Origin of the sequence: Sulfitobacter sp. F26169L, assembly GCF_026410285.1 — a bacterium.
Lineage (GTDB): Bacteria > Pseudomonadota > Alphaproteobacteria > Rhodobacterales > Rhodobacteraceae > Sulfitobacter.
In genome coordinates this window covers 436,692-458,981 of sequence record NZ_JAPMLP010000002.1, presented here as the reverse complement: position 1 = coordinate 458,981, position 22,290 = coordinate 436,692, and the positions used below count along the sequence as shown (strand labels likewise).

The 22,290-nt window shown below is 56.3% G+C and carries 22 protein-coding genes; 19 read left to right on the top strand and 3 right to left on the bottom strand.

The features are described from left to right. Nucleotides 1–99 precede the first annotated feature (99 nt). The 8 genes from OS189_RS06415 to OS189_RS06380 all read left to right on the top strand — a co-directional run bounded on the left by OS189_RS06415 (nt 100) and on the right by OS189_RS06380 (nt 9,649). Nucleotides 100–1,131, top strand: a complete 1,032-nt coding sequence (locus tag OS189_RS06415; RefSeq protein WP_267166461.1) for a TRAP transporter substrate-binding protein — start codon at nt 100–102, stop codon at nt 1,129–1,131. Nucleotides 1,132–1,134: 3 nt separating this feature from the next. Next, nucleotides 1,135–1,653, top strand: coding sequence for a TRAP transporter small permease (locus OS189_RS06410; protein ID WP_267166460.1), 519 nt, complete (start codon nt 1,135–1,137; stop codon nt 1,651–1,653). After that, nucleotides 1,653–2,966 carry a TRAP transporter large permease gene (locus tag OS189_RS06405; protein ID WP_267166459.1) on the top strand — a complete coding sequence of 438 codons (1,314 nt, stop codon included), beginning with the start codon at nt 1,653–1,655 and terminating at the stop codon, nt 2,964–2,966. Before OS189_RS06410 ends, OS189_RS06405 begins: the two co-directional genes overlap by 1 nt. 109 nt (nt 2,967–3,075) lie before the next feature. Then, nucleotides 3,076–6,612: an indolepyruvate ferredoxin oxidoreductase family protein gene (locus tag OS189_RS06400; RefSeq protein WP_267166458.1), complete on the top strand. Its 3,537-nt coding sequence runs from the start codon at nt 3,076–3,078 to the stop codon at nt 6,610–6,612. A 24-nt stretch (nt 6,613–6,636) separates the two neighbouring features. After that, nucleotides 6,637–7,332, top strand: a complete 696-nt coding sequence (locus tag OS189_RS06395) for a fumarylacetoacetate hydrolase family protein (RefSeq protein WP_267166457.1) — start codon at nt 6,637–6,639, stop codon at nt 7,330–7,332. Next, nucleotides 7,329–7,976 (top strand): maleylacetoacetate isomerase, encoded by a 648-nt coding sequence (gene maiA, locus OS189_RS06390; RefSeq protein WP_267166456.1) that lies wholly within the window; start codon nt 7,329–7,331, stop codon nt 7,974–7,976. Before OS189_RS06395 ends, maiA begins: the two co-directional genes overlap by 4 nt. Nucleotides 7,977–8,000: 24 nt before the next feature. Next, nucleotides 8,001–9,086 carry a cupin domain-containing protein gene (locus tag OS189_RS06385; RefSeq protein ID WP_267166455.1) on the top strand — a complete coding sequence of 362 codons (1,086 nt, stop codon included), beginning with the start codon at nt 8,001–8,003 and terminating at the stop codon, nt 9,084–9,086. After that, nucleotides 9,083–9,649: a maleylpyruvate isomerase N-terminal domain-containing protein gene (locus tag OS189_RS06380; RefSeq protein ID WP_267166454.1), complete on the top strand. Its 567-nt coding sequence runs from the start codon at nt 9,083–9,085 to the stop codon at nt 9,647–9,649. Before OS189_RS06385 ends, OS189_RS06380 begins: the two co-directional genes overlap by 4 nt. A gap of 368 nt (nt 9,650–10,017) precedes the next feature. Here OS189_RS06380 and OS189_RS06375 read toward each other — a convergent pair whose 3' ends face one another. Continuing rightward, nucleotides 10,018–10,245, bottom strand: a complete 228-nt coding sequence (locus tag OS189_RS06375) for a hypothetical protein (protein ID WP_267166453.1) — start codon at nt 10,243–10,245, stop codon at nt 10,018–10,020. 127 nt (nt 10,246–10,372) lie between these two features. On the opposite strand from OS189_RS06375, the gene OS189_RS06370 reads away from it, so the two are divergent. The 11 genes from OS189_RS06370 (at nt 10,373) to OS189_RS06320 (ending at nt 19,174) form a co-directional block, all read left to right on the top strand. Next, on the top strand, nt 10,373–11,008 hold the full coding sequence (locus OS189_RS06370) for a flavin reductase family protein (protein ID WP_267166452.1): 636 nt from the start codon (nt 10,373–10,375) through the stop codon (nt 11,006–11,008). Further along, nucleotides 11,005–11,703: an aspartate/glutamate racemase family protein gene (locus OS189_RS06365; protein ID WP_267166451.1), complete on the top strand. Its 699-nt coding sequence runs from the start codon at nt 11,005–11,007 to the stop codon at nt 11,701–11,703. The genes OS189_RS06370 and OS189_RS06365 overlap by 4 nt, the downstream gene beginning before the upstream one ends. A gap of 32 nt (nt 11,704–11,735) precedes the next feature. Beyond that, the gene (locus OS189_RS06360) at nt 11,736–12,941 is read left to right on the top strand and encodes an amidohydrolase family protein (RefSeq protein ID WP_267166450.1); all 1,206 of its coding nucleotides are present in this window, start codon (nt 11,736–11,738) and stop codon (nt 12,939–12,941) included. Continuing rightward, complete coding sequence (locus tag OS189_RS06355) at nt 12,938–14,398, top strand: amidohydrolase family protein (protein ID WP_267166449.1); 1,461 nt, start codon at nt 12,938–12,940, stop codon at nt 14,396–14,398. The genes OS189_RS06360 and OS189_RS06355 overlap by 4 nt, the downstream gene beginning before the upstream one ends. A 134-nt stretch (nt 14,399–14,532) precedes the next feature. Then, a complete protein-coding gene (locus tag OS189_RS06350; RefSeq protein ID WP_267166448.1) occupies nt 14,533–15,309 on the top strand; it encodes a PaaX family transcriptional regulator C-terminal domain-containing protein in 777 nt (258 codons plus the stop codon). Between the two features lie 47 nt (nt 15,310–15,356). Further along, a complete protein-coding gene (locus OS189_RS06345) occupies nt 15,357–15,971 on the top strand; it encodes a ribonuclease D (RefSeq protein ID WP_267166447.1) in 615 nt (204 codons plus the stop codon). A gap of 13 nt (nt 15,972–15,984) precedes the next feature. After that, nucleotides 15,985–16,584: a hypothetical protein gene (locus OS189_RS06340; protein ID WP_267166446.1), complete on the top strand. Its 600-nt coding sequence runs from the start codon at nt 15,985–15,987 to the stop codon at nt 16,582–16,584. Nucleotides 16,585–16,604: 20 nt separating this feature from the next. After that, on the top strand, nt 16,605–17,096 hold the full coding sequence (lptA, locus tag OS189_RS06335) for a lipopolysaccharide transport periplasmic protein LptA (protein ID WP_416237457.1): 492 nt from the start codon (nt 16,605–16,607) through the stop codon (nt 17,094–17,096). Continuing rightward, nucleotides 17,096–17,854, top strand: a complete 759-nt coding sequence (gene lptB / locus OS189_RS06330; RefSeq protein ID WP_267166445.1) for an LPS export ABC transporter ATP-binding protein — start codon at nt 17,096–17,098, stop codon at nt 17,852–17,854. Before lptA ends, lptB begins: the two co-directional genes overlap by 1 nt. Nucleotides 17,855–18,089: 235 nt before the next feature. Continuing rightward, nucleotides 18,090–18,656, top strand: coding sequence for a ribosome hibernation-promoting factor, HPF/YfiA family (gene hpf / locus OS189_RS06325; protein WP_267166444.1), 567 nt, complete (start codon nt 18,090–18,092; stop codon nt 18,654–18,656). A 53-nt stretch (nt 18,657–18,709) separates the two neighbouring features. After that, nucleotides 18,710–19,174, top strand: coding sequence for a PTS sugar transporter subunit IIA (locus tag OS189_RS06320; RefSeq protein WP_267166443.1), 465 nt, complete (start codon nt 18,710–18,712; stop codon nt 19,172–19,174). Between the two features lie 4 nt (nt 19,175–19,178). Here OS189_RS06320 and OS189_RS06315 read toward each other — a convergent pair whose 3' ends face one another. Together OS189_RS06315 and OS189_RS06310 are read right to left on the bottom strand one after the other, a co-directional pair. Continuing rightward, nucleotides 19,179–20,606, bottom strand: coding sequence for a nodulation protein NodH (locus tag OS189_RS06315; RefSeq protein ID WP_267166442.1), 1,428 nt, complete (start codon nt 20,604–20,606; stop codon nt 19,179–19,181). A gap of 2 nt (nt 20,607–20,608) precedes the next feature. Continuing rightward, nucleotides 20,609–22,288 (bottom strand): DUF5927 domain-containing protein, encoded by a 1,680-nt coding sequence (locus OS189_RS06310; RefSeq protein ID WP_267166541.1) that lies wholly within the window; start codon nt 22,286–22,288, stop codon nt 20,609–20,611. Between the last annotated feature and the right edge of the window lie 2 nt (nt 22,289–22,290).

Genomic DNA, 22,290 nt, shown 5'->3' with positions numbered 1-22,290 from the left:
GCATATTTTTATATGTAAAGTAAATTGCGAAAGATCGAATCCAAGAGATCAGGCCGACGATAACCAGATCAGCAAATAACGAACCGGGAGGACCACCGAATGAATAAAACGAACAAATTGACAGTGTGGCTTACAGCCGCCGCAGCCGCGATGAGTTTTACAGCAGCCAATGCACAAGAGACTACGTTGACCATTTCAGCTTGGGCACCACCAACACACGGTGTGAACGCCAAAATGTTCCCCGACCTGATCCGCCGCATTGAAGAGGCGACAGACGGGCGTGTTACTGCCGAAATGAAATTTAATCTGGCACCACCACCTGCGCAGGCAGATATTATAACAGATGGCATCGCTGACATCGCGTGGATTGTGCACAACTACTCACCAGGCAGATTTCCATCTGCGACCATTGCAGAGCTGCCCGGCTTTGGGGGCTCCGCCGAGGCTTACTCCGTTGCCTACTGGCGCACCTTCGAAAAGTTTTTCGCGCAAGCCAATGAGCACCGTGATCTGAAAGTTCTGGCACTGCATTCCCATGGCGACGGCATGCTGCATTCCTCGACAGAGATAGAAACGCTTGATCAGATTGCTGGGATGAAACTGCGGATTGGTGGCGGCGTTGCGGGATTGGTAGGGGAAGCGCTTGAAGCCTCTGCAATCAACGTCCCTGCCCCCCGTGTTTATGAAACACTTGATTCAAATGCGGCAGATGGCGTTCTGATGCCGATGGAAGCCAAACTGGGCTTTCGCCTGACAGAAGTCGCCGAACACTCATATCAGATGCCCAGCGGTTTCTACCACACTTCCTCCGCCACCGTGATGAATCAAGATGCGTTCAACGCACTAAGTAAAGAGGATCAGGCCGCGCTGGATGAACTCTTTGGCGAGGAATTGTCGCGGATCACAGGGGCGTACTGGGATGAATTCGATGCCGATGGTTTTGCAGCCCTCGAAGCCGCTGGCGATAATACGTTCCGCACCGCGTCAGAATCCGACCAAGCGGCCTGGGCTGTAAAAAGCGACGCAATCGTTGCCGAGGTTCTTGATAGCTTTCCGGCGAAAAATATCGACGCGCCTGCCGCTTATGAATTCTTCAAAGCGGAATTTTCCCGTCTGAAGGATGGCGGCTAAATCATGACGGAGCAGACAAACCTGTCCCGCGCGACAAGCCTCGCCAACAGGCTTGCAATCGGTCCCGCGATTATCGCGGGGCTGACCCTGTTTTTCTTGATGGGGCTCACCTTTTTCGATGTCATCTCGCGTAGCGTCTTTTCGGCGCCCCTTAGCTACTCGGCAGAACTCACAGAAATGGCGATGGCTGTGATCGTGTTCGCAGCGTTGCCGATGGCGACACTCAAGGGTGATCACATCGTCGTTGACCTTTTTGACGGCTTTTTCAAATCGCGCGCCGCACGTATTCGGGATTTCATGGTGGATGTGGTTTGCCTCATCGCGTTGGTCTACCCGGCTTACCGTATCTGGACGATCGGGACGCGCAGCAAAGGGTACAATGAAGTGACTGAAATCCTCAACATCCCTCAATATTACCTGATCTATTTTGTGTCCATCGCCCTCTATGCCTGCTGCGGCATCTATATCTTGCGGCTGGTCAATTACTTCCTGAAACCTTCAACGCAAGATGAGGACCTGTAATGCTGATCTCGATTATTGGATTTGTTATGGTCCTCGTTCTATCCTTCCTGCGGATACCTATCGCGTTTTCCATGGGCATCGTAGGTTTTTTCGGCACGACCTATCTCATCAATGCCAAAGCATCGCTTTCACTGACAGGACGCTTGATTATTGACACCTCTCAGGATTACGGGCTTTCGGTTGTCCCGCTTTTCATTCTGATGGGGCTATTCGTGAACAAGGGCGGGCTGTCACGCGAGCTTTACCGTGCGGCCTATGTCTTTCTGGGGCACATGCGCGGCGGCCTTGCCATGACGACAATCACCGCCTGCGCCGGTTTCTCGGCGATCTGCGGCTCATCGCTTGCGACGGCCGCAACCATGTCCAAAGTCGCCATGCCCGAAATGCGCCGCATGGGCTATGCCGACAGCCTCTCGACCGCCTCGATCGCTGCGGGCGGCACCCTTGGCATCCTGATCCCACCCAGCGTCATTCTGGTGATCTACGGTTTGCTTACGGAAACCAGCATTGGCAAACTGTTTGTTGCAGGTATCATTCCCGGCCTCATCGGTGTCGTTTTCTATCTGATGGCCGTACAATACACTGTACGCACCAAGCCCGAAACAGGCCCTGCCGGAGAACGCAGTTCATGGGCTGAACGCCTGTCTGCCTTACGCGATATCTGGATGGTACTCGCACTGTTTTTCGTCGTGATCGGCGGGCTGTATGGTGCTTTTGATTTCTATCCGATTCATCTGACCTTCTCGCCGACCGAAGCGGCGGGCATGGGTGCTGCCGGCGCGTTCCTGATCGCGCTTGCCCGCCGCGCGCTGACCCTTGCGTCGATAAACGAGGCCCTGCTGGAAACCGCCATCACCTCTGCTGGCCTGTTCGCAGTGCTGATCGGGGCGTGGATGTTCTCCAACTTCGTGAATCTTGCAGGGTTGCCCGAAGCCCTGCGCGAATTTGTGCTCAGCGTGGGGGCCACGCCGATGTTGGTCATGCTTGTCATCATTGCGATCTACATTGTGTTGGGCTGCGTGTTCGAGAGCCTCTCGATGCTGCTTTTGACCGTTCCGATTTTCTTCCCGCTAGTCACGTCTCTTGGCTTTGACCCGGTGTGGTTCGGTATTATCGTCGTGGTCGTCACGGAAATCAGTCTGATCACGCCGCCCGTGGGGCTGAATGTATTTGTTCTCAAAGGCGTGGTGCCTGATGTATCCACGGCAACCATCTTCAAAGGGGTTACCCCCTTCTGGATCGCGGACATCTTTCGCCTCATTCTGCTACTGGCTTTCTCCGGCATCGTTCTCTTTTTGCCGAATATGATGTGAGCGGCATGAGGCAGAAAACGCAGAACCAGTGGTCTTCAGAGAGGCGCGGCACCTACCTTGCCGCGCCCTCCGCCACCAGCCAGATCTATACGTTTCAAGGAGCACGCACGTGACCAAAGCGGAAAAGATAAGCCAAACTGATGCTAAACCCGTTAAGGGCACGGTAAAGAAAGCCAACCGTCAGTTTATGACAGGCAATGACGCGCTTGTGCGTTTACCCATCGAACACCTGCGCCGCGACAAGGAAAACGGCTTGCGCACCAAGGGCTTCATCACCGGCTATCCCGGCTCGCCGATGGGCGGTTACGACATGGCGTTGCACCGCGCCAAGATCGAACAATACGACATCATCCACCACCCCGCCCAGAACGAAGAGCTGGGGGCGACCTCCCTTCTGGGCACCCAAATGCTCGATAATTTCGAGGCGGACGAGACCGATGGCGTTTTGGGCATCTGGTACGGGAAAGGACCGGGTGCGGACCGATCGGGCGATGCATTCAAGCACGGCAATTTCGCAGGCACCAGCACCCATGGCGCCGTCATCCTTCTGAGTGGGGAGGACCACGAGGCGAAATCCTCAAGCGTACCCTATCAACAGGAGTTTGCGTTCGAGCATAGCGGTATTCCGGTGGTTTACCCCGGCTCGGTCTCGGAATTTCTCGATTACGGTCTGCACGCCGCCGCAATGTCGCGGTTCAGCGGCTGTTGGGTTGCGATGAAGCTGGTCGCCCCGCTGTGCGATGGCGGAGAAGTTGTCGATCTGGACGCTTTGGCGCAGCCTGTGATCCCGCAAGGGTTTCAGGTCGAAGGCCGCGATTTCGCCAAGACCACCGATTTCAACTTCTTTCCTGTCGTCAATGTGGGAACGGAAGCGAAGCTCTATAACGAGCGTCACGAGGCGGTTCTGGCCTACGCGCGGGCCAACAACCTCAACCAGATCAAGGAATCCACCCCCTCCGACAAGATCGGCATTGTCGCTGCGGGCAAATCCTTTGCCGATGCGCGGGCATCAATGGACAAGCTGGGTCTGGACGTGGCCGCGCGGGCGCACAAGGGCATCCGCCTGGCGAAGGTCGGCCTGCTCACCCCGCTGGACGAGAGGTTCTTTCGCGAGTTTGCCGAGGGATTGGACTTGATCATCGTGATCGAGGAAAAGCGGGATTTTCTGGAACGACAGGTCGCCAAAGCGATTGCGGGTCACCACAACGCGAAAATTATCGGTAAACGTGACCTGAACGGTGCGCGCCTGTTCCCGGTTGAAGGCGGTATGGATGTGGACATCGTGACCGATCGCCTTGCACGTGTGTTGGACGTCGCCGCACCTGTCGCGAAAGAGGCAGCACCGATCCCGCGGTTGAAGGCCGACCCTGAGCCGAAATTTGCGAACAGAACGCCGAATTACTGCTCTGGCTGCCCGCACAACCGCTCGACCAAACTGGGAAAAGGGCAGATCGCTTGGGGCGCGCCCGGTTGTCACGTCTTTGCCGCCATCATGGAACAGCCCGAAAAACGCATCGAAGCCATGACGCAATACGGCGGTGAGGGGCTACCGTGGATCGGTCTGTCGCCCTACACCACCAAAAAACACATGGTGCAGAACATGGGCGATGGGTCATACTACCACGCCAGTCACCAGAACATTCGCTATGCAGTGGCGACAGGGCAGACGATGACATTCCGCATCCTCTATAACGGGGTGATCGCGAACACCGGCGGTCAGGAATATGCCGACGACAATTCGGTGCACAACATGTGTCGCAAGCTGGCCGTGGATGGCGTCAAGAAGATCGTGCTGGCCACCAAAACGCCGCGCGCCTATCGCTTCAAGGGCCTGCCCTCTATCGTGTCTCTTACCGGCCCTGATGACATCCCCGCGAAGCTGTTGGAGCTTGAGAGAACCGAAGGCGTGACAGTCCTCATCTATGACGGGGAGTGCGCGAACGAACGCCGCCGCCGTCAGAAGCGTGGCAAGCTGGCCAAGCCGACGACCTTTACCATCGTGAACGAGGATGTCTGCGAAAACTGCGGCGATTGCGGCCAAAAGGCCAACTGCATGTCGCTGCAAAAAGTGGAAACTCCCTTTGGTCGCAAGACACAGATCCACCAATCATCCTGCAATCAGGATCAGGCATGCATCGCGGGTGAATGTCCCTCGTTTGTCTCGGTGCATGTTGAAGAGGGCGCAGGGCCGGGCAAGGTGACACCCCCCGCGCTGCCCGAAACCTATCCCGAACCAACGCGCCCCGTGCTTGACGGGCCGTTCTCGATTTACATCCCGGGGGTTGGTGGCACAGGCGTGCTGTCGCTCAATGCAATGCTTGCACGCGCGGCGGTCAAAGACGGGCTGAACGTCAAGACCTATGACCAGTCCGGTGCGGCACAAAAATGGGGTGCCGTGGTATCAAGCCTGATCATCGCAAAGCCCGAGCAGGACATCCCCAGCAACAAGATTTCTTCTGGGCAAGCCGATCTCTATCTCGCGTTAGACATGGCGGCGGGAACCAACGCGACCAACATGGCCGTATGCAGCGCGATTAAAACGACAGCAGCGGTGAATTCCGAAATGCTGCCAACGGGAGAGATGGCACGAAACGTGTATTTCCAGCCGGATCAGGCGGGCATGCAAGCCTTTCTGAAATCCTCGATGCGTGAAAACGGCAGCACCGCCGTTCCGGCGCTGAGCATCGCGGAAAGCCTGTTTGGAAACTACATTCTGTCCAATATGATTGTGGTCGGCGCGGCCTATCAATCCGGATTTCTGCCCATCTCGGCAGAGGCGATCGAGGAGACGATCACAACCTCGGCCACCGCGCCCGAGCTCAATATCCTTGCTTTCCGCGCGGGGCGTTTGGCGGTCAGTGACCCTGCGGCGATGGAGTCGCTGATGCAGCGCGGCCCCAAGACGCTGGCGGACAGAACCTATGAGGCCGAAACCCGCGTTCCCGCCGATGTCGCAAAAGCGGTGCCGCAGATCACGGCAAAGCTCGATCTGCACAGCGAGGACACCCGCACGCTGATCGGCGGTCTGGTGCGTGATCTGATCCTTTATCAAAACCGCGGCTACGCAGAAACCTACGTCGAACGCCTCGCGCCGCTGACCCGCGCCGAGCAGGACTCAACCGGCAACAAAGACCAGCCCTTGTTGCAACTTGCAGCCCGCAACCTGCATAAGATGATGGCCTATAAAGACGAATACGAGGTGGCGCGGCTGCTCACCGATCCGGTGTTCGAGACACGTATTCGCACGGCCTTTCCCGGATTTAAATCCTTCAGCTACAACCTTCAGCCGCCCGCGCTGCGCTGGTTGATCAAGGACCGCAAGGTCGCAATCGGGGCGTGGTTCCGGCCCGCAATGGTGCTGCTGGCACGGATGCGGGGGCTGCGCGGCACAGCGTTTGATCCCTTCGGTTACAACTACGGCAGGCGCGCCGAGCGTGAGGCGATCGACTGGTACGCAGATGTACTGGCCAAATGCGCAATCATGCTCACCGATGGCAATGTCGAAACCGTCACCGAACTTTTGCGCCTGCCCGAGACTATCAGAGGCTATGAGGATCTGAAGATGACATCGCTCGACCGCGCCAAATCACGGGCGGCAGAGTTGTTAAAAGCACCCCAAAGTAATACCCAAATTCCAGCCGCCTAAAATAAAAAACGGAGACCCAGAACGATGAAATACGCATTCGATCCCGCCCAGATCCCCACCATTGCCGTGCACGGCAGTGATGAGCGCATTCCCGTGCGCCGCATCTTTTGCATCGGGCGCAACTATGCCGCGCACGCCCGCGAGATGGGCAAAGACCCGGATCGTGATCCGCCGTTCTTTTTCCTCAAGCCTGCCGATGCCGTGGTTGATGACGGGGTCACCATCCCCTACCCGCCCCAGACCGAGAACTTTCATTTCGAGGCAGAACTGGTCGCCGTCATCGGCACAGGGGGAAAGAATATTCCCGAGGAAAAATCGCTTGATCATGTCTGGGGTTACGGCGTGGGCAATGACCTCACCCGCCGCGATCTTCAGCTCAAGGCGCGTGAGCAGGGCCGCCCGTGGGATCTGGGAAAAGGGTTTGACCGCTCCGCGCCAATCGCGCCGATACACCCCGTGTCGGAGGTGGGACACCCAAGCAAGGGCGCGATCAAACTGACAGTCAATGGCGAGGTAAAGCAGGATGCCGATCTGGCGGACCTGATCTGGTCCATCCCTGAAATGATCTCGATCCTGTCGCACTCGATGGAATTGCAGGCGGGTGACGTGATTATGACCGGCACGCCCGCCGGCGTTGGTCCGCTGGTTGAGGGGGATACATGTGTCGTCTCGATCGAGGGTCTGGGCGATCTGACCACACATATCGGGCCAAAAGAATGACTTTGAAGCTGCATAACTTCTTTCGCTCCTCCACCTCAACGCGGCTGCGGGCCGCGTTGAACCTCAAAGGGTTGGAGTATGACTATATCCCCTATGCCCTGCGCAAGGGGGAGACACGCACGCCGGGCTACCTCGCCAAGAACCCGCAAGGGTTGGTGCCCTCGCTTGAGCGGGAGGACGGCACGGTCCTGACCCAATCGCTCGCTATAATCGAATGGCTGGACGAAACCCATCCGGAACCCGCACTGTTGCCAACAGATGCAGATGGTCGCGCCCGTGTGCGCGCCCTGGCTTATATGTTGGCCTGTGAAATCCACCCCTTGAACAATCTTCGGGTGCTGTTTCGTCTTGGTGACCAATTCGGCGCGGATGATGCTGCCCAGAAGGAATGGTTTACCCATTGGGTCACGCTGACATTTGATGCCTTCGAAACCGCACTTACAGACAGTACCGGGACGGGAACATTCTGCCATGGTGACGCGCCGGGTCTGGCCGATATCTGCCTCTATGCGCAGGTCTGGAACAACAAGCGCTTCGATATTCCCACAGAAAACTGGCCCACAATCGCGCGCATCTTCACCGAACTGGACAAGCTGCCTGCCTTCCAGAAAGCGGCACCGCCCAATCAACCTGATGCGGTCTGAAGCACTCATTAGAGAGGAAATGACATGGACGACGGAAAAAGTGACGTAATGAACCCCGATGCGACGCCCGAACTCAAGGCGCTCTATGAGGGGTTTAAAAGAGAAAGCATTATCCCGCTCTGGACACAGCTTGGCGATTTGATGCCGGTTCATCCCAAATCCAAAGCCGTGCCCCACGTCTGGAAGTGGGCGAACCTGAATGCACTTGCCGAAAAATCGGGCGAGCTGATCCCCGTGGGGCGCGGCGGGGAGCGTCGTGCGCTGGGGCTCGCCAATCCCGGCCTTGCTCCAAACGCCTATGTCAGCCCGACACTTTGGGCCGCCATTCAGCACCTCGGCCCCCGTGAAACCGCGCCCGAACATCGCCATTCCCAAAACGCCTTCCGTTTTGTTGTTGAAGGCGACGGTGTCTGGACGGTGGTCAACGGTGATCCTGTCCGCATGTCACGCGGTGATCTGCTGCTGACGCCGGGCTGGTGTTTTCACGGACACCACAACGACACCGATCATTCCATGACATGGATTGACGGACTCGACATCCCATTCAGCCAGCAGAACGATGTGGGTTTTTTCGAATTCGGTTCCGAGCGCGTCACCGACTATGCCACGCCCAATTTCTCTCGCGGCGAGCGGCTTTGGTGCCATCCAGGGCTACGCCCTTTGTCCGGGTTGGAAAATACCGTAAATTCTCCTATCGGCGCGTACCGTTGGGAGCACACCGACCGCGCGTTGGCAGAGCAGCTGTTGCTGGAGGACGAGGGCCATCCCGCCACCGTGGGGCCGGGTCACGCCGCGATCCGCTATACCAACCCCACCACCGGCGGCGATGTGATGCCGACAATCCGTCTTGAGTTCCACCGCCTGCGGGCTGGTGTGGAAACGCCCATGCGCCGCGAAGTCGGCTCAACAGTATTTCAGGTGTTTGATGGTGCAGGCGCTGTGGTGTTGAATGGCGAAACCCACAAGCTCGACAAGGGCGATATGTTTGTTATCCCCTCATGGATACCGTGGTCGCTTCAGGCGGAAACCCAGTTTGATCTGTTCCGTTTCTCCGATGCACCGATCATGGAGCGTCTCGGCTTCATGCGCACGATGGTCGACGGGGCATGAGCTTGTCACCATCGGATAAGGCCGCGCGCGATGCCCTTCGCGCGCGGCAAGGTAAGGGCGCGCGTTATGACGCACCGGATGCACCCCATGGTGACCTTCTGCTCGCACGGCGGGGCGCCGCTTATTTCGCCCGCAAACTTGGTGAGCTAAAAGACGACGATCTTGGCGCGCCAAGTTTGCGTGACGGCTGGACCCGCCGCCACCTTATCGCACATGCGGGCTATCATGCCCGCGCCTTGGCGCTGCTGGTTGAATCAGCCCGTACCGGTATCGAGTGCACGACATCTACGACCCAACAGGAGCGGCATGCCGAAATTGATCTTGGGGCAACCCTTCCGTCCCGAGCCTTGCGCGGCCTGGTGTTTCACGCGACGATTCATCTGGATGTCGAATGGCGTGATTTAACCGATGCCGGATGGGATACGCCTTTGGTTCTGCAAGATGGAACACTGCTCACCGCGCGCGACACGCCGCGACTGCGCGCACGCGAGATCTGGCAATGCGCCATTGATCTGGGCAATGGCGGTCGTGCATCAGACATTCCCAGAGAACTTGAAAAATGAAGCGCTCCTCAATTTGTAAATCATCTTGTCTGACATTTATGGAAGCAAGCGACGGTAATTTCGGGATTTTATTTTACAGAGGGGGGTTAAGAGTGGCGCCGTCTGACGGGTCGTGGACGGAGGGCGTCTTTACCCGTGAATGACCGCAATTGTGCAGCCGCGCAGATTCGTTCACGGGGCTATAGAACAAGCCGCGGCCTGCACCATGCATCCCGCGCACCGCCCGAAGACGCATTATAGGTTATGCCATAGGCAGCTACCGTGTAATGAACGGGCGGCGCATCCCATGCCGTCGGCACGCTGTACATGCGGTGACATCATTTTTTATCTGATGTCCCTTCCACAAGAACGGGGCAAGTCCAATGCATCTACCCTTTGTCTCCCATGCCCTCGCAACATGCGATGGAAAGTTCAACATTTCTAGCATCAACATTTTTTATATTCTGGAACAAAATCACTAAATCCCGACCGTCAAAATTCTGAAACAGCTTTATGTTTGCGATTTCTTCCTGAACTGAATGATTGGGCTTAGATTTGCGGAAAGCCGGATACTGAGCTTGACCAAATACCACTCGCACAAACGCTGCATGAGCCATATATCCATCCATCCCAGTCGCAATGTGGCACTAGCCTTGCGCAACCGCGACAGAAATGCGCAATCTGGATGTTATAACCAGAGCGAAGGCAGATTGCTCGACTGAACAGGCGAGGCGACGAAGCACCATGGAATTTGATTTCACATCTTTGCCAGAGCGTGACCGCTATCGTCTGCTGTCAAGCTTTGTCGCACCGCGCCCCATCGCACTGGTAACAACCGTGTCGCCCGATGGTGTCCCCAATGCCGCTCCAATGAGCTTTTTCAACGTTTTTTCGCAGGAGCCGCCAATCCTGATTCTCGGAATACAGACGCGACCTGATGGCTCTGTCAAAGACACTGTGAACAACCTTGACGCAAGCGGGTCATTCTGTGTGAACATGGTTGATATGGATCTGGCTAACGCCATGACCATCTGCGGCATCAGCTATGAGCCGGACGTCGACGAGATCGCCACTGCGGGCCTAAACATGACACCTGCCACGCAAATTGACGGCGGCTGGATCGCTGAAAGCCCCTGCGCGATGGAGTGCAAGGTTGCGCAGATCATCCGTTATGAAAGGCGCATAATTGTACTGGGTGAAGTGGTGCAAATGCATGTACGCGATACATGTCTTGATGATGAAGGCCGTTATGTGCGGCCGGAAAACTATCAGCCCATCGCCCGGCTGCATGCTGATAACTACATCACTTCCGACAGGCAGTTCGAGTTGAAAGCCCCTGATCAACCGCCTGCGGGTTTGAAACGTAAGGACGCGCCATGAAAATCCACATCGTCAATCCGAATTCGACAGTAGCGATGACGGATTCCATCGCCATCAGCGCCCGTGCCGCAGCGGGAGCAGACATAGAGATTATCGCTGCCACCGCCCACGGCACGCCCACCAGTATCGAAGGATATGCCGACGAAGCCCGCGCGGTGCCTGCGATGCTGGATGCAATCCTCACAGCTGAATCCCAAGGCGCGATGGCCCATGTGATTGCCTGTTTCGACGATCCGGGCCTTGATGCGGCCCGTGCTTTTGCCAACGGCCCTGTTGTCGGGCTGTGCGAATCGGCCCTGATTGCGGCAGGACGGATCGCAAAACGGTTTTCGGTTGTCACCACACTGCCCCGCGCGATTCCGATCATAGAAGATTTGGCAGATACCTACGGATGCGGCCGCCGCCTGCGAAAGGTACACGCGGCCGACATCCCTGTGCTGGACCTTGAAACCGCAGCGGATCGCGTTTTGCCTCTCATCGCTGCAAAAATCCGCCAAGCGGCCGAAGAAGACGGTGCCGAGGCCGTTGTGCTGGGCTGCGCAGGGATGAGCGCGCACCTTAGCTGGCTGGAGCGCGAAGCAGGTGTTCCCGTCATTGACGGAATCGGGTTTGCTGTTCGTTTCGCCGCAGCGCTGGCCGCGTCGAATATTGTGACGAGCAAGGTCGGCGCATATGCGCCACCGCGCATCAAATAAACCACGAACCAGACACCAGACAGGCTAGAAACATGACCAAACGGCTTCTTCTGAAAAATCTTCGTCTGATGGGGGACACGTCAGCCGATATCGCGATCGAGTCCGGACGATTTTTGCAAATCGCGCCGTCAATTGCTCCGCAACCGGACGACATCATTGAAGACTGTGAGGGCGCGCTGGCTTTATCCGGTTTGATTGACGGGCATACCCATCTGGACAAAACGCTGTGGGGCATGGACTGGCATCCGCATGCGCAAGGCAAGAGCCTTCAACAGATGATCGACACAGAACGCGCACTTCGTCACGAACTGGATATGGACGCAAAGCGCCAGTCGGCGCGGCAGGTCGCGCTTTCGCTGTCACAGGGCACAACGGCAATCCGCAGTCATGTCGATATCGATACCGACCACGGGTTGCGCTTGTTTGAAGGAGTGGCCGAAACCCGTGCGCACTATGCTGACGTGATGCAAATCGAAATCGTCGCCTTCCCCCAGTCGGGTATGATGATCCGTGAAGGCACGACCGAACTGATGGACCAGGCCCTGAGCGACGGTGCCGACATTGTCGGGGGTCTTGACCCCTGCGGAATTGACCGCGATCCCAAAGGACAACTGGATGCAGTGTTCGGACTGGCAGAAAAACACGGCAAACCCGTAGATATCCACCTGCACGAGCCGGGCGAAATGGGGGCCTTCAGCCTTGATCTGATACTGGACCGGACCGAGGCGCTGGCCATGCAGGGCAAAATAACCGTAAGCCATGCATTTTGCCTCGGCATGCAGGATCACGCGCGCGTTTCCGACCTGCTCGATCGCATAGCCGCGCTTGACGTATCGCTTGCCACAACCGCCCCCGCATCCCGCCCCGTGCCATCTGTTGCCGCATGCCGCGAACGTGGAATTCCGATTTGCGCAGGCAACGACGGCATTCGGGACACTTGGACGCCTTATGGCAACGCAGACATGCTGGAACGGGCGATGCTCGTCGGGTTGCGAAACAACTTTCGCGCAGATGTGGAGGTTACTTGGGCGCTGGACACCTGCACGGTGGATGCCGCGCGCATCATGGGCCTGAAAGACTATGGATTGGAGGTTGGCAACCGCGCCGATCTGGTATTGGTCGATGTTGGCGCGCTGTCCGAGGCAGTCACATTGCGTCCTGCCAGACGGTTGGTGATCTCTGCCGGGCAAATTGTTGCACGGAACGGCCAGACCGTCAGCAAATGGCAAGCAGCATGATCAGAACCGCCCTCACGGCGCGATGGATTGTCGGTCACGCAGAGGGCAGCCACCAGTTGTACAAGAACGGCACCGTTGTTGTGCAGGGCAGCGAGGTTCTCTTTGTCGGTCATCACTTTGACGGCGAAGTGCAACAGACCATCGATTTCGGCAATGCGATGATCGGACCGGGATTTATTGATCTGGATGCGCTGGCGGATCTGGATACAACCGTTCTGGGTTACGACAACTATCCGCCCGAACTGAAAGGCCGTGTCTGGCCGCAGAGTTATATGGATGCCGGACCCCGCGAAATGTACACGCCAGAGGAACTGGCATTTCAAAAACGCTACGCTTTCACCCGGCTGATTCGTAACGGGATTACTACAGCCCTGCCCATCGCCTCACTGTTTTATCGCGCATGGGGTGAAACCGTTGCAGAATTCAACGCAGCAGCAGAAGCGGCGGCTGATCTGGGTTTGCGCGTATATCTTGGCCCTGCCTATCGCAGTGGCAACTTGGTTGTCGGACAGAATCGCAAAATAGCTCCCTATTACGACGAACCGCGCGGTTTTGCCGGTCTTGATGACGCCGCAGCGTTTATTGACCGCCATGAAAACACCCACAGCGGATTAATCCGCACAATGCTGGCCCCTGACCGGATCGAGACCAGTACACCGGAACTACTGCGCCGAAGTGGCGCCGTTGCGCGTGACCGCGACGTGCCGATCCGTTTGCATTGTTGCCAATCACAGGTGGAATACGATCTCGTTGTCCAGCAACATGGGAAAAGCCCGCTCGAACTTCTGCGCGATGTTGATTTCTTTACCTCCAAAACCATTCTGCCACACGGGCTGTTCCTTTCAGGCATAAACGGCATCACTTTTGATGCACCGGATACGGAAATTCTGACGGAGTCCGGCGCGTCTGTTGCGCATTGTCCGCTGGTCATGGCGCGCAGCGGCAAGGTGATGCGGTCTTTCCAGCGGTTCCGCAAATTGGGCATCAACATCGGGATGGGAACAGATACCCACCCCGCCGATATGATCCAGAACATGGCAGTTGGCATGATGACCGCACGGATCGCGGACGATGCTCCATCATCTGTGCGAGCCGCCGATTATTACGACGCAGCAACCATTGGCGGTGCGGATGCGCTGAACCGTCCCGATCTGGGCCGGCTTGCGGCAGGGTCTGCGGCTGACCTCAATGTTATTCGTCTGGATAATCCCGCACTGGGGCAGGTTATCGACCCTATTCAAACAATTTTGCTGAACGGCGCAGGGCGCGATGTGTCTGACGTGATGATCGCTGGGCAATTTGTAATGCGCAATTGCGTGATCCCTGATGTGGACGCGCGTGATTACCAAGCCCGCGCCCAAATGCAATTTGACCGGATGGTGGCCCAATACCCCGATCGCACTCTGTTCCACCCGCCGGTCGACGAGATTTTTCCAGCCAGCTATCCGGTCAAATAAACCTGCCCGATGATCGGCCAGATCCATTGATCCAGTGAGGGTGGTTTGCGCAATAGCGACGATAATGCATCATATGCTGGCGCTGCCTGTCATTGATCCTATATGAAGTTAGCAATACCGCTATGGATCACCCTATGACCCCTGACACGTTCGAACAGACAAAAAAGGCGCTTATTGCTTTGGGCGGCCAGCGGGTGTGGTCATTGATGGTGACCCTTTTTGGCGATCTGGCCCAATCAGAAAGAAGTACAATTGACGGGCCTATCCTGTCCGCGATCATGGCAGAAGTGGAGGTAAAACCCGAAGCTGTACGCGTTGCACTGCACCGATTGCGCAATGACGGTTGGATCACCTCCCAGAAATACGGACGCACAAGGCGCCACGCGCTGACCCCGTCAAGCCGCGCGGAATCCCGGCAAGCCAGCGCACGCATCTACGCAAGCCCCACCCGCACAGACACACAATGGCAACTGGCGATCATGGAAGACACGGCATCCGCAACGCGCGAAAACATGATCGAACGCGGGTTTGCCCAGCTGGCGCCGCGGATCTATCTGGGGCATCCAGCCGCCAAGGCTCCGAAAAACGCGCTGACCTTGAATGGCGGTCCTGTGCCACAATGGTTGCGTCAGCAGATTGCCCCGCAAATGCTGATCGCCGAATACAACGCGCTGATCCCGTTATTGCGTAATGTAGAAAAACAAATCCCTGCCGGTTCGCTGGACAACCTGCAAACCGCAGTTCTGCGATGTTTGATTGTCCATAACTGGCGTCGCATTCTGCTGCGCCATCCGGCATTGCCCCGCGTCCTGCTACCTGATGATTGGCCGGGCTATACCTGTCATGTTCTGGTGGACAGGCTGCTTGCCAGATTTCCCCGCCCCTCGCTGATCACCATTCCGCCAGCCTGACAGGGCCCTGCTTTCCCCGCCCCATCTGTACCTGTATAGAGCAAACCATGACAAACAAAGTTTACCAAAACGATCTACCGGACGGGCTCGACCTTGGGCCGGTCGTAGCAATTGACTGTGAAACCATGGGGCTGCACCCCAAACGGGACCGGCTGTGTGTTGTGCAACTGTCAGGCGGGGACGGTCATGCCCATCTGGTCCAGATCGCGCGCGGACAGACAGAGGCCCCAAATTTGTGCCGCCTGCTGGAAGACAGCAACGTCCTGAAGCTGTTCCACTTCGGCCGCTTTGATATTGCTGCCATGCAAAACGCCTTTGGCGCTGTCGCAGCACCGGTGTATTGCACCAAAATCGCTAGCAGACTGGTGCGGACCTATACTGACCGTCATGGACTGGCCAAACTGTTGCAGGAATTGCTGAGTGTGGACGTCTCCAAACAGCAGCAATCCAGCGACTGGGGTGCGGCCGAACTGACCAAAGCGCAAATAGAATACGCGGCATCCGATGTGCTTTACCTGCACCGTCTGCGCGATGTGCTAAACGATATGCTGGCGCGCGAGGGCCGGATGGAGATGGCACAGGCCTGTTTCGACTTTCTGCCGACGCGGGCACATCTTGATCTCGCAGGCTGGCCGGACACAGACATTTTTGCACACGCATGATACGGGTGAGCCCATGATTGCACGCGACCGCTACTCCAGAACTGTGGCATTGCTGAAAGTGGCTTTTCCACTTGCCGCACTTGCCCTGCTGTCAACGCTGTTCCTGCTGTCGCGGGTCATGGATACGGATACCCCTCTGCCGTTTGCAGATAAGGAAATTCAGGACCGTCTACGCGACCAACAGATCACCGGCCCGTTTTTTTCTGGCAGCACAGCAGATGGTGACCAGATGTCTTTTTCCGCGCGGCGGCTGATCACCCGTAACGGGCGTGTCGGCACCAACCGCGCAGAAGACGTGATCGCCTCACTCAAAACAGCACAAGGTGCAACATTCAAGCTACAGGCAAATGTGGTCGAATTGGACATCGGTGCCAATACCGCCCAGTTGAGCGGTGATGTCAGCATGACAACCTCGACCGGTTACCGCATTAATACGCCCCGCGTTGAATCGGCGGTTTCTACGCTGGATGTGACTGCCCCCGAAACCGTTGCCGGAACCGGACCGCTGGGCGATCTGACCGCAGGAAACATGCGGATCTTTTCGCCAAAGGGTAGTGATTCAACGCAAATGCTTTTCAGTGGCGGCGTGAAACTGGTATACACCCCGAAGTGAGTGAGAGAGTGTTGTCGATTATGGGTCTTAGAGTAGTTCTGGTCGCGCTGGTAATGGCGCTGAATTCCACCTCGGCGATAGCACAGGGCGCAAATGTCGCCTTTGGCACCATCGCGCAGGATACGAACCTTCCGGTTGAAGTGACGTCGGACGAATTATCGGTCGATCAACAGACAGGTACGGCCGTATTTACGGGCAACGTTGTAATCGGACAGGGTGAAATGCGCCTGTCGGCGCAACGGGTGCTGGTCGTGTACCGCGCCACCGCCGACGGCATCGCAAAGATGGAAGCAACAGGCGGTGTCACATTGGTATCCGGTCCCGACGCTGCCGAGGCGGAGCGCGCGGATTACAGCATCGACGAAGGAACCATTGTGATGCGCGGCAATGTTCTGTTGGCGCAAGGGGCCAGCGCGCTGAGCGCGGATAAAATGACGATTCGCCTGCGCGACGGCACAGCCAGCATGTCGGGCAATGTGCGCACCCGTCTGCAAACAGGTGGCAACAACTGATGACTGCTCCCGATCTGAAGGTGTCCGAAGGCAGCGCGGGTTTGCGCATCTCACATCTGCGAAAATCTTACCGCAAAAAGGTGGTGATCCGGGACTTTTCAATGGAGCTTATGCGTGGCGAGGTCGTTGCGCTGCTGGGGCCGAACGGATCGGGCAAGACAACCACGTTCTATTCCGTTGCCGGCCTGGTCACCCCGGAAAGCGGATCGGTTGTCATCGACGGTAAGGATGTCACCACCCTGCCGATGTACCGCCGCGCGCAGTTGGGCATTGGATACCTGCCCCAAGAGATGAGCATCTTTCGCGGTCTGTCGGTACAGGAAAATATCCTCGCCATTCTGGATATCGTGGAAAGCAGCCGTCGTAAAAAACTTAAGCGACTGGATGAACTGCTGAGCGAATTCAGCATCGAACATCTGCGCCGTGCACCGGCCCTGGCGTTGTCGGGCGGAGAACGGCGGCGCGTAGAAATTGCGCGCTGTTTGGCCGCAAATCCTAAATATCTGTTGCTGGATGAACCCTTTGCCGGTGTTGATCCGATATCGGTCGGGGATATCCGGCATTTGGTGGCCGATCTGAAAAAACGCGGTATCGGCGTTTTGATCACGGACCACAACGTGCGTGAAACGCTGGAAATTGTTGACCGCGCCTATATCCTTCACGAGGGTCGGGTGCTGATGTCGGGCACACCGGACGAAGTTGTTCAGGACGGGGATGTGCGCCGTGTCTATCTAGGCGAAAACTTTAAGATTTCTTAAGCTATTCCCTGCCCTTTATGAGGCATTCTTCATCTAAAATGATTGACTCTGAAGTGAGTCTGGCCGTCTAATCAGGTATGGCAAACTGGCTGTGCACGTATATCATATCTTTATCACCCTCGGGTGGAGCGGATGTTAGAAACCTGCTGCCTGCCGCCATTTCCCGCAGCTGACTTCGCGCAAAGCGCCCTTTGAGGGGGCTGTGCCGGATCAGAGTAATATTGAAGGAGACATTATGCAGTACCATATCAGCGGAAAGCAGATCGACATCGGTGATGCACTGCGAACCCATGTAACAACCGAATTAGGTGTTGCAGTCCAGAAATACACGGAACGGCCAATTGATGCCCACGTCGTCTTCTCCAAATCCGGACACGAGTTTGTTTGCGAAACAACTGTGCATCTATCAACCGGCCTGAATGCCAAGGCAAAAGCACACGCAAACGAGATTTATGCGGCCTTCGATAGTTGCTGCGAAAAGATGGACAAGCAGCTTCGCCGCTACAAACGCAGGTTGAAGGACCACCACCGTACCCGCGCGGAACCGGTTGAACAATTTGGCGCTTCGTCGTATGTACTTGCACCAGAGCAGGACACAGACGGAGAAGAGCCGGATACGCCACATCCCATGATCATTGCCGAAACCCAGACAAGTATTTCTACCCTGTCTGTCGGTGAAGCGGTCATGCATATGGAACTGTCTGGTGCACCCGTTCTCGTGTTCAAAAAAGAGGGCAAAGACGGGGTCAACGTTGTATATCGCCGCGAAGACGGCAACATCGGCTGGATTGACCCTTCTTAATGGCTGAGCTATGGCGCGCGCTATAGCGCGCGCTTACAGGGAAACGCAGAGACATGAATTTCGCAAAACTCTTGACGCCGCAGGCGGTAAAAGTGCTGTCATCGACCACCAGCAAGAAACGTCTTCTTACCGAGCTGGGTGAGCTGGCTGCGGCAACATATGGCCTGAATGCGCAAACAGTTGTCGAAGCGTTGCTTGCCCGCGAAGCATTGGGCCCCACAGGGGTTGGCCATGGCGTTGCTCTGCCACACGCACGGCTCAGCGGTATTGACGAAGTGACCGGATTGTTTGTGCTGCTCGAAAAGCCTGTTGATTTCGGATCGGTGGATCGTCAGCCAGTGGACATTGCCTTCGCGCTTTTTGCGCCTGAAAATGCAGGTGTCGAACACCTCAAGGCGCTTGCACTGGTGTCACGCACGCTGCGCGACTGCGGCGTTTGTGCCAAACTTCGCGCCAATCCCAAACCCGATACGCTCTACACTATTCTGACCGAAGCCGAGGTTATCAAAGCCGCGTGAGATTTCAGCGCCAGCGGCTGAAACCGAACATCATGTAATCGCGCTGATAAATCTCCGCACCCAACGCTTCGATTTCATCACCATATATATCTTCCAGCGAATGTGGCCCATGAAATGAGGCCGGCTCGATCTGCCGGGCATCGTTATACCCGACACTGGCGGCCAGCGCCGCCAAATCCTGCGGCAGTGTTTCCTCGCGCAGGATCACATCCGGTAGCGTAAACTCCCCAAAACCCTGCACCACCTGCGCTTGCGTAGCCCACGCAGGATCAACCCGCACAGCAGTTTGTCCTGCAAGGTTTCCTTTCAGGAAGGTCAAAAACGCAATAAAGGCGGCGCGGTGTGTGCCTGCATCGATGCTGTCTTCCTGCCCCTCTTCGGGCAGGGGCAACTTATAGCGGCGCACCAGCGTGCGGCGCAGTTGCAAAAAGCCGCCCTTGCCGGAGTTCAGAATCCGGTGGCAAAACACTTCATGCGCGCGCAGCAGCGGGTGGCGTAGAATGGCAAAGCTGCGATGTCCTTCGTTCCCGCGCTTCCATTGGCGCAATTCCTTTTGGGTCATCTTCATGCCCAGCGCATTTTGCTTTTCACCGTCCAGCGACGCAAGCCAGCGGCGCACCTCCTGCTGTGGTCCCCCCGCGATAGGCATAAACAACAGCGGGGCTTTCACCCCGACCACGTAGCCCGGTACATTGGGACCACGGCGGGGTTCAAAGTTCGGGGTGCGGGTAAGGTCAAACCGATCCAGCCGCATCAGTGCCTGCTCCATCTGCTCATAGTTGCTGACTTTTTCGGAAAGCGGGCTGGGATTTTGCTTTTTCAGGCTCTTGTCCAACGCCTCCAGCTTTGCGGAGACCCCTAGAAAAGTCGCGATTCCGTTCATCACATCCACGTTTTGCAAATCTTCATAGGCAACGTAATACGCAGTTTGCCCGCTGGTTTGCAGCCTGTTCATCAACAGCAACTGGAACGCCTGCAACGCCTCTAGATGAGCCTCGAATTCTGTAGCGTCAAAAACTGCTTTCGCCGCTTTATGCGCTTTCATATCTGTCAATTTCCACTGGCCCGTTGCTTGCGCAATTTTCCAGCTGACATAGCTTTCAACGGGATTGCGGGTCAGGATAATTTTGGCGCAATGAGGGTCATCCAACACCACATCCAAAACGCGCGGATCGTGATCGTGAAAATACCGGAACCCCCCGATAGCACCCGGATCAAGGCGAATGGCACGCAGTAATGATGCAGGCTCCATATCCCGTGTGGCCTGATCCACGCCAAGTATTTGCGTACTGTTCGGGTAGCCGATAAAGTGCGGATTGAACGCCTCGCCGTGGCATTTGATACCCGCAAACGCATTCAGATTCGCCTCCAGAAAATTGGACCCTGTGCGCATTTCTGCAAACACGACAAAACTGTTAAACCGTGCTGTCATTCTTATTTCACCAAATATGGTTTACGCGGCACTTCCACGTTTGAGGTTGGCCCACGTTCAACAGGGAAATCGCCCATCAAATAAGGGTGCATGCCCTGATTCTTCAGGTTCTGGAGGAACTGTCCGAAGCCATGCAAATCAACCATCTTCGGAGCTTCGGACAAACGGCGGATACGGGCCTGCCCGATTTCATCTAATATGCCCTGCAACGGCTCCATCGGCGCTTCGATAAATTCCGCCATCGTCCAAATGCGTACGCGCGCCTTTGAATAAGGTGAGCGCAACACATCCATATGCTCACTCTCAATCTTCTGCAGCGTGGCCGCGATGCGTCTGATGTCGGCAAAATCCATATTCGAACGAAACAATGGCACCGCCCAAGCGCCCGTAATAACCGAAATCTGTGCATTGGGGTCTTTTGCAACGCGCCAGTTAATGTCTTGATTATCCTGCGGTCCAAACTGGAAGCACTGCCGCTCGCCGCGCGTATTCCAGATGAGATTCGTCAAAAAGGTCTCGGGGTTATAATCACGCTGGATCGCATTATCGCTCAACGCTCCGTTCAGGGTTGTTTGACCCTCGGCAAAAAATGCGCGCTCCGGAGCAAACAGATGGCCGTGCACCCGCGCACCGGTTGCATTACTCAACCAGATCTCAAAATTTTCAAAAAGTTGAGAAAACCCCTGAAAGATCGAATACTCAGCCGCCGTAACGCCATTCTCCCAATCTTCATTAGGAAAGCGGCTTTGCATATACAGGCCGGACCGTCCGCGCGTCCGCCGCTCGACTGCTTTGGCAAAAATGCGGTCAATCTTGCCGGGATTAGGCTCTGTCTTTTTCATCGCGCCAGCGGCGTCTGTTAAAAACGCTTCATAAAGACGGTCTGCATAGGGCCAGATTTTACGCGCGACAAAACAATCCGACCGCCGCAAAAGCTGCAGGTGGTCATCGTAAAAGATATGCGGCTTACCCTGAAAATCGAATTTTGACAGGGTTAGTGACCGACTTTCAATATTTGTGGAATACAGCCTCGAAAGGGTCTGAAAATAGCTTTCATCAGGTATCCAGACGTGACGGAAGTATCTGTCATATTTTGCACGCTCGGGGTCTTGCAAGATCGCCGAGAGCGTTTGGCGCGTCAGACACCACCACTGTGATCCCATATGCGGCATAACCCCGTGAGGCATACGGCGCTTAAGCTTCAGCTGCCGCTGGATATTCACGGCCTTGTCAAAAAGATAGCGGTGACGTTTCCATGAGAACGGGAAATGCATGGTAAACCGTTCTTCATCCAGCCCGCCCACGGTCCATGGCACATCCGCTGTAGTCGCGCTTTCGATAAAGTCGGTGCGCGGCCTTTCTGCCAGATAATCAATCAATTCTTGTACGGGTCGCAATGGCAGGCACGAACCGGACGCAAGGTAGACGTGCCGTACATCCGGAAAGCTGGCCAACATCAGCTCCGATGTCGCTTGGGAGGCAGCAACAATGCCCCATGTCCCCCATTCGCACCGAAAGCGTTTGCTGAAAAGGACATTTGGCACATCCGCCAAAGCCGATGTGAAACTGTCAAAAGCCGCCTTAGACACCTTACGATCCACATGGATCACCACCGGCACGTCGGCAGCCGCCCAGTGGCGTGCAACCTGTTCAGCGCGGCCCAGCGCTGTATGTACCAGCATGG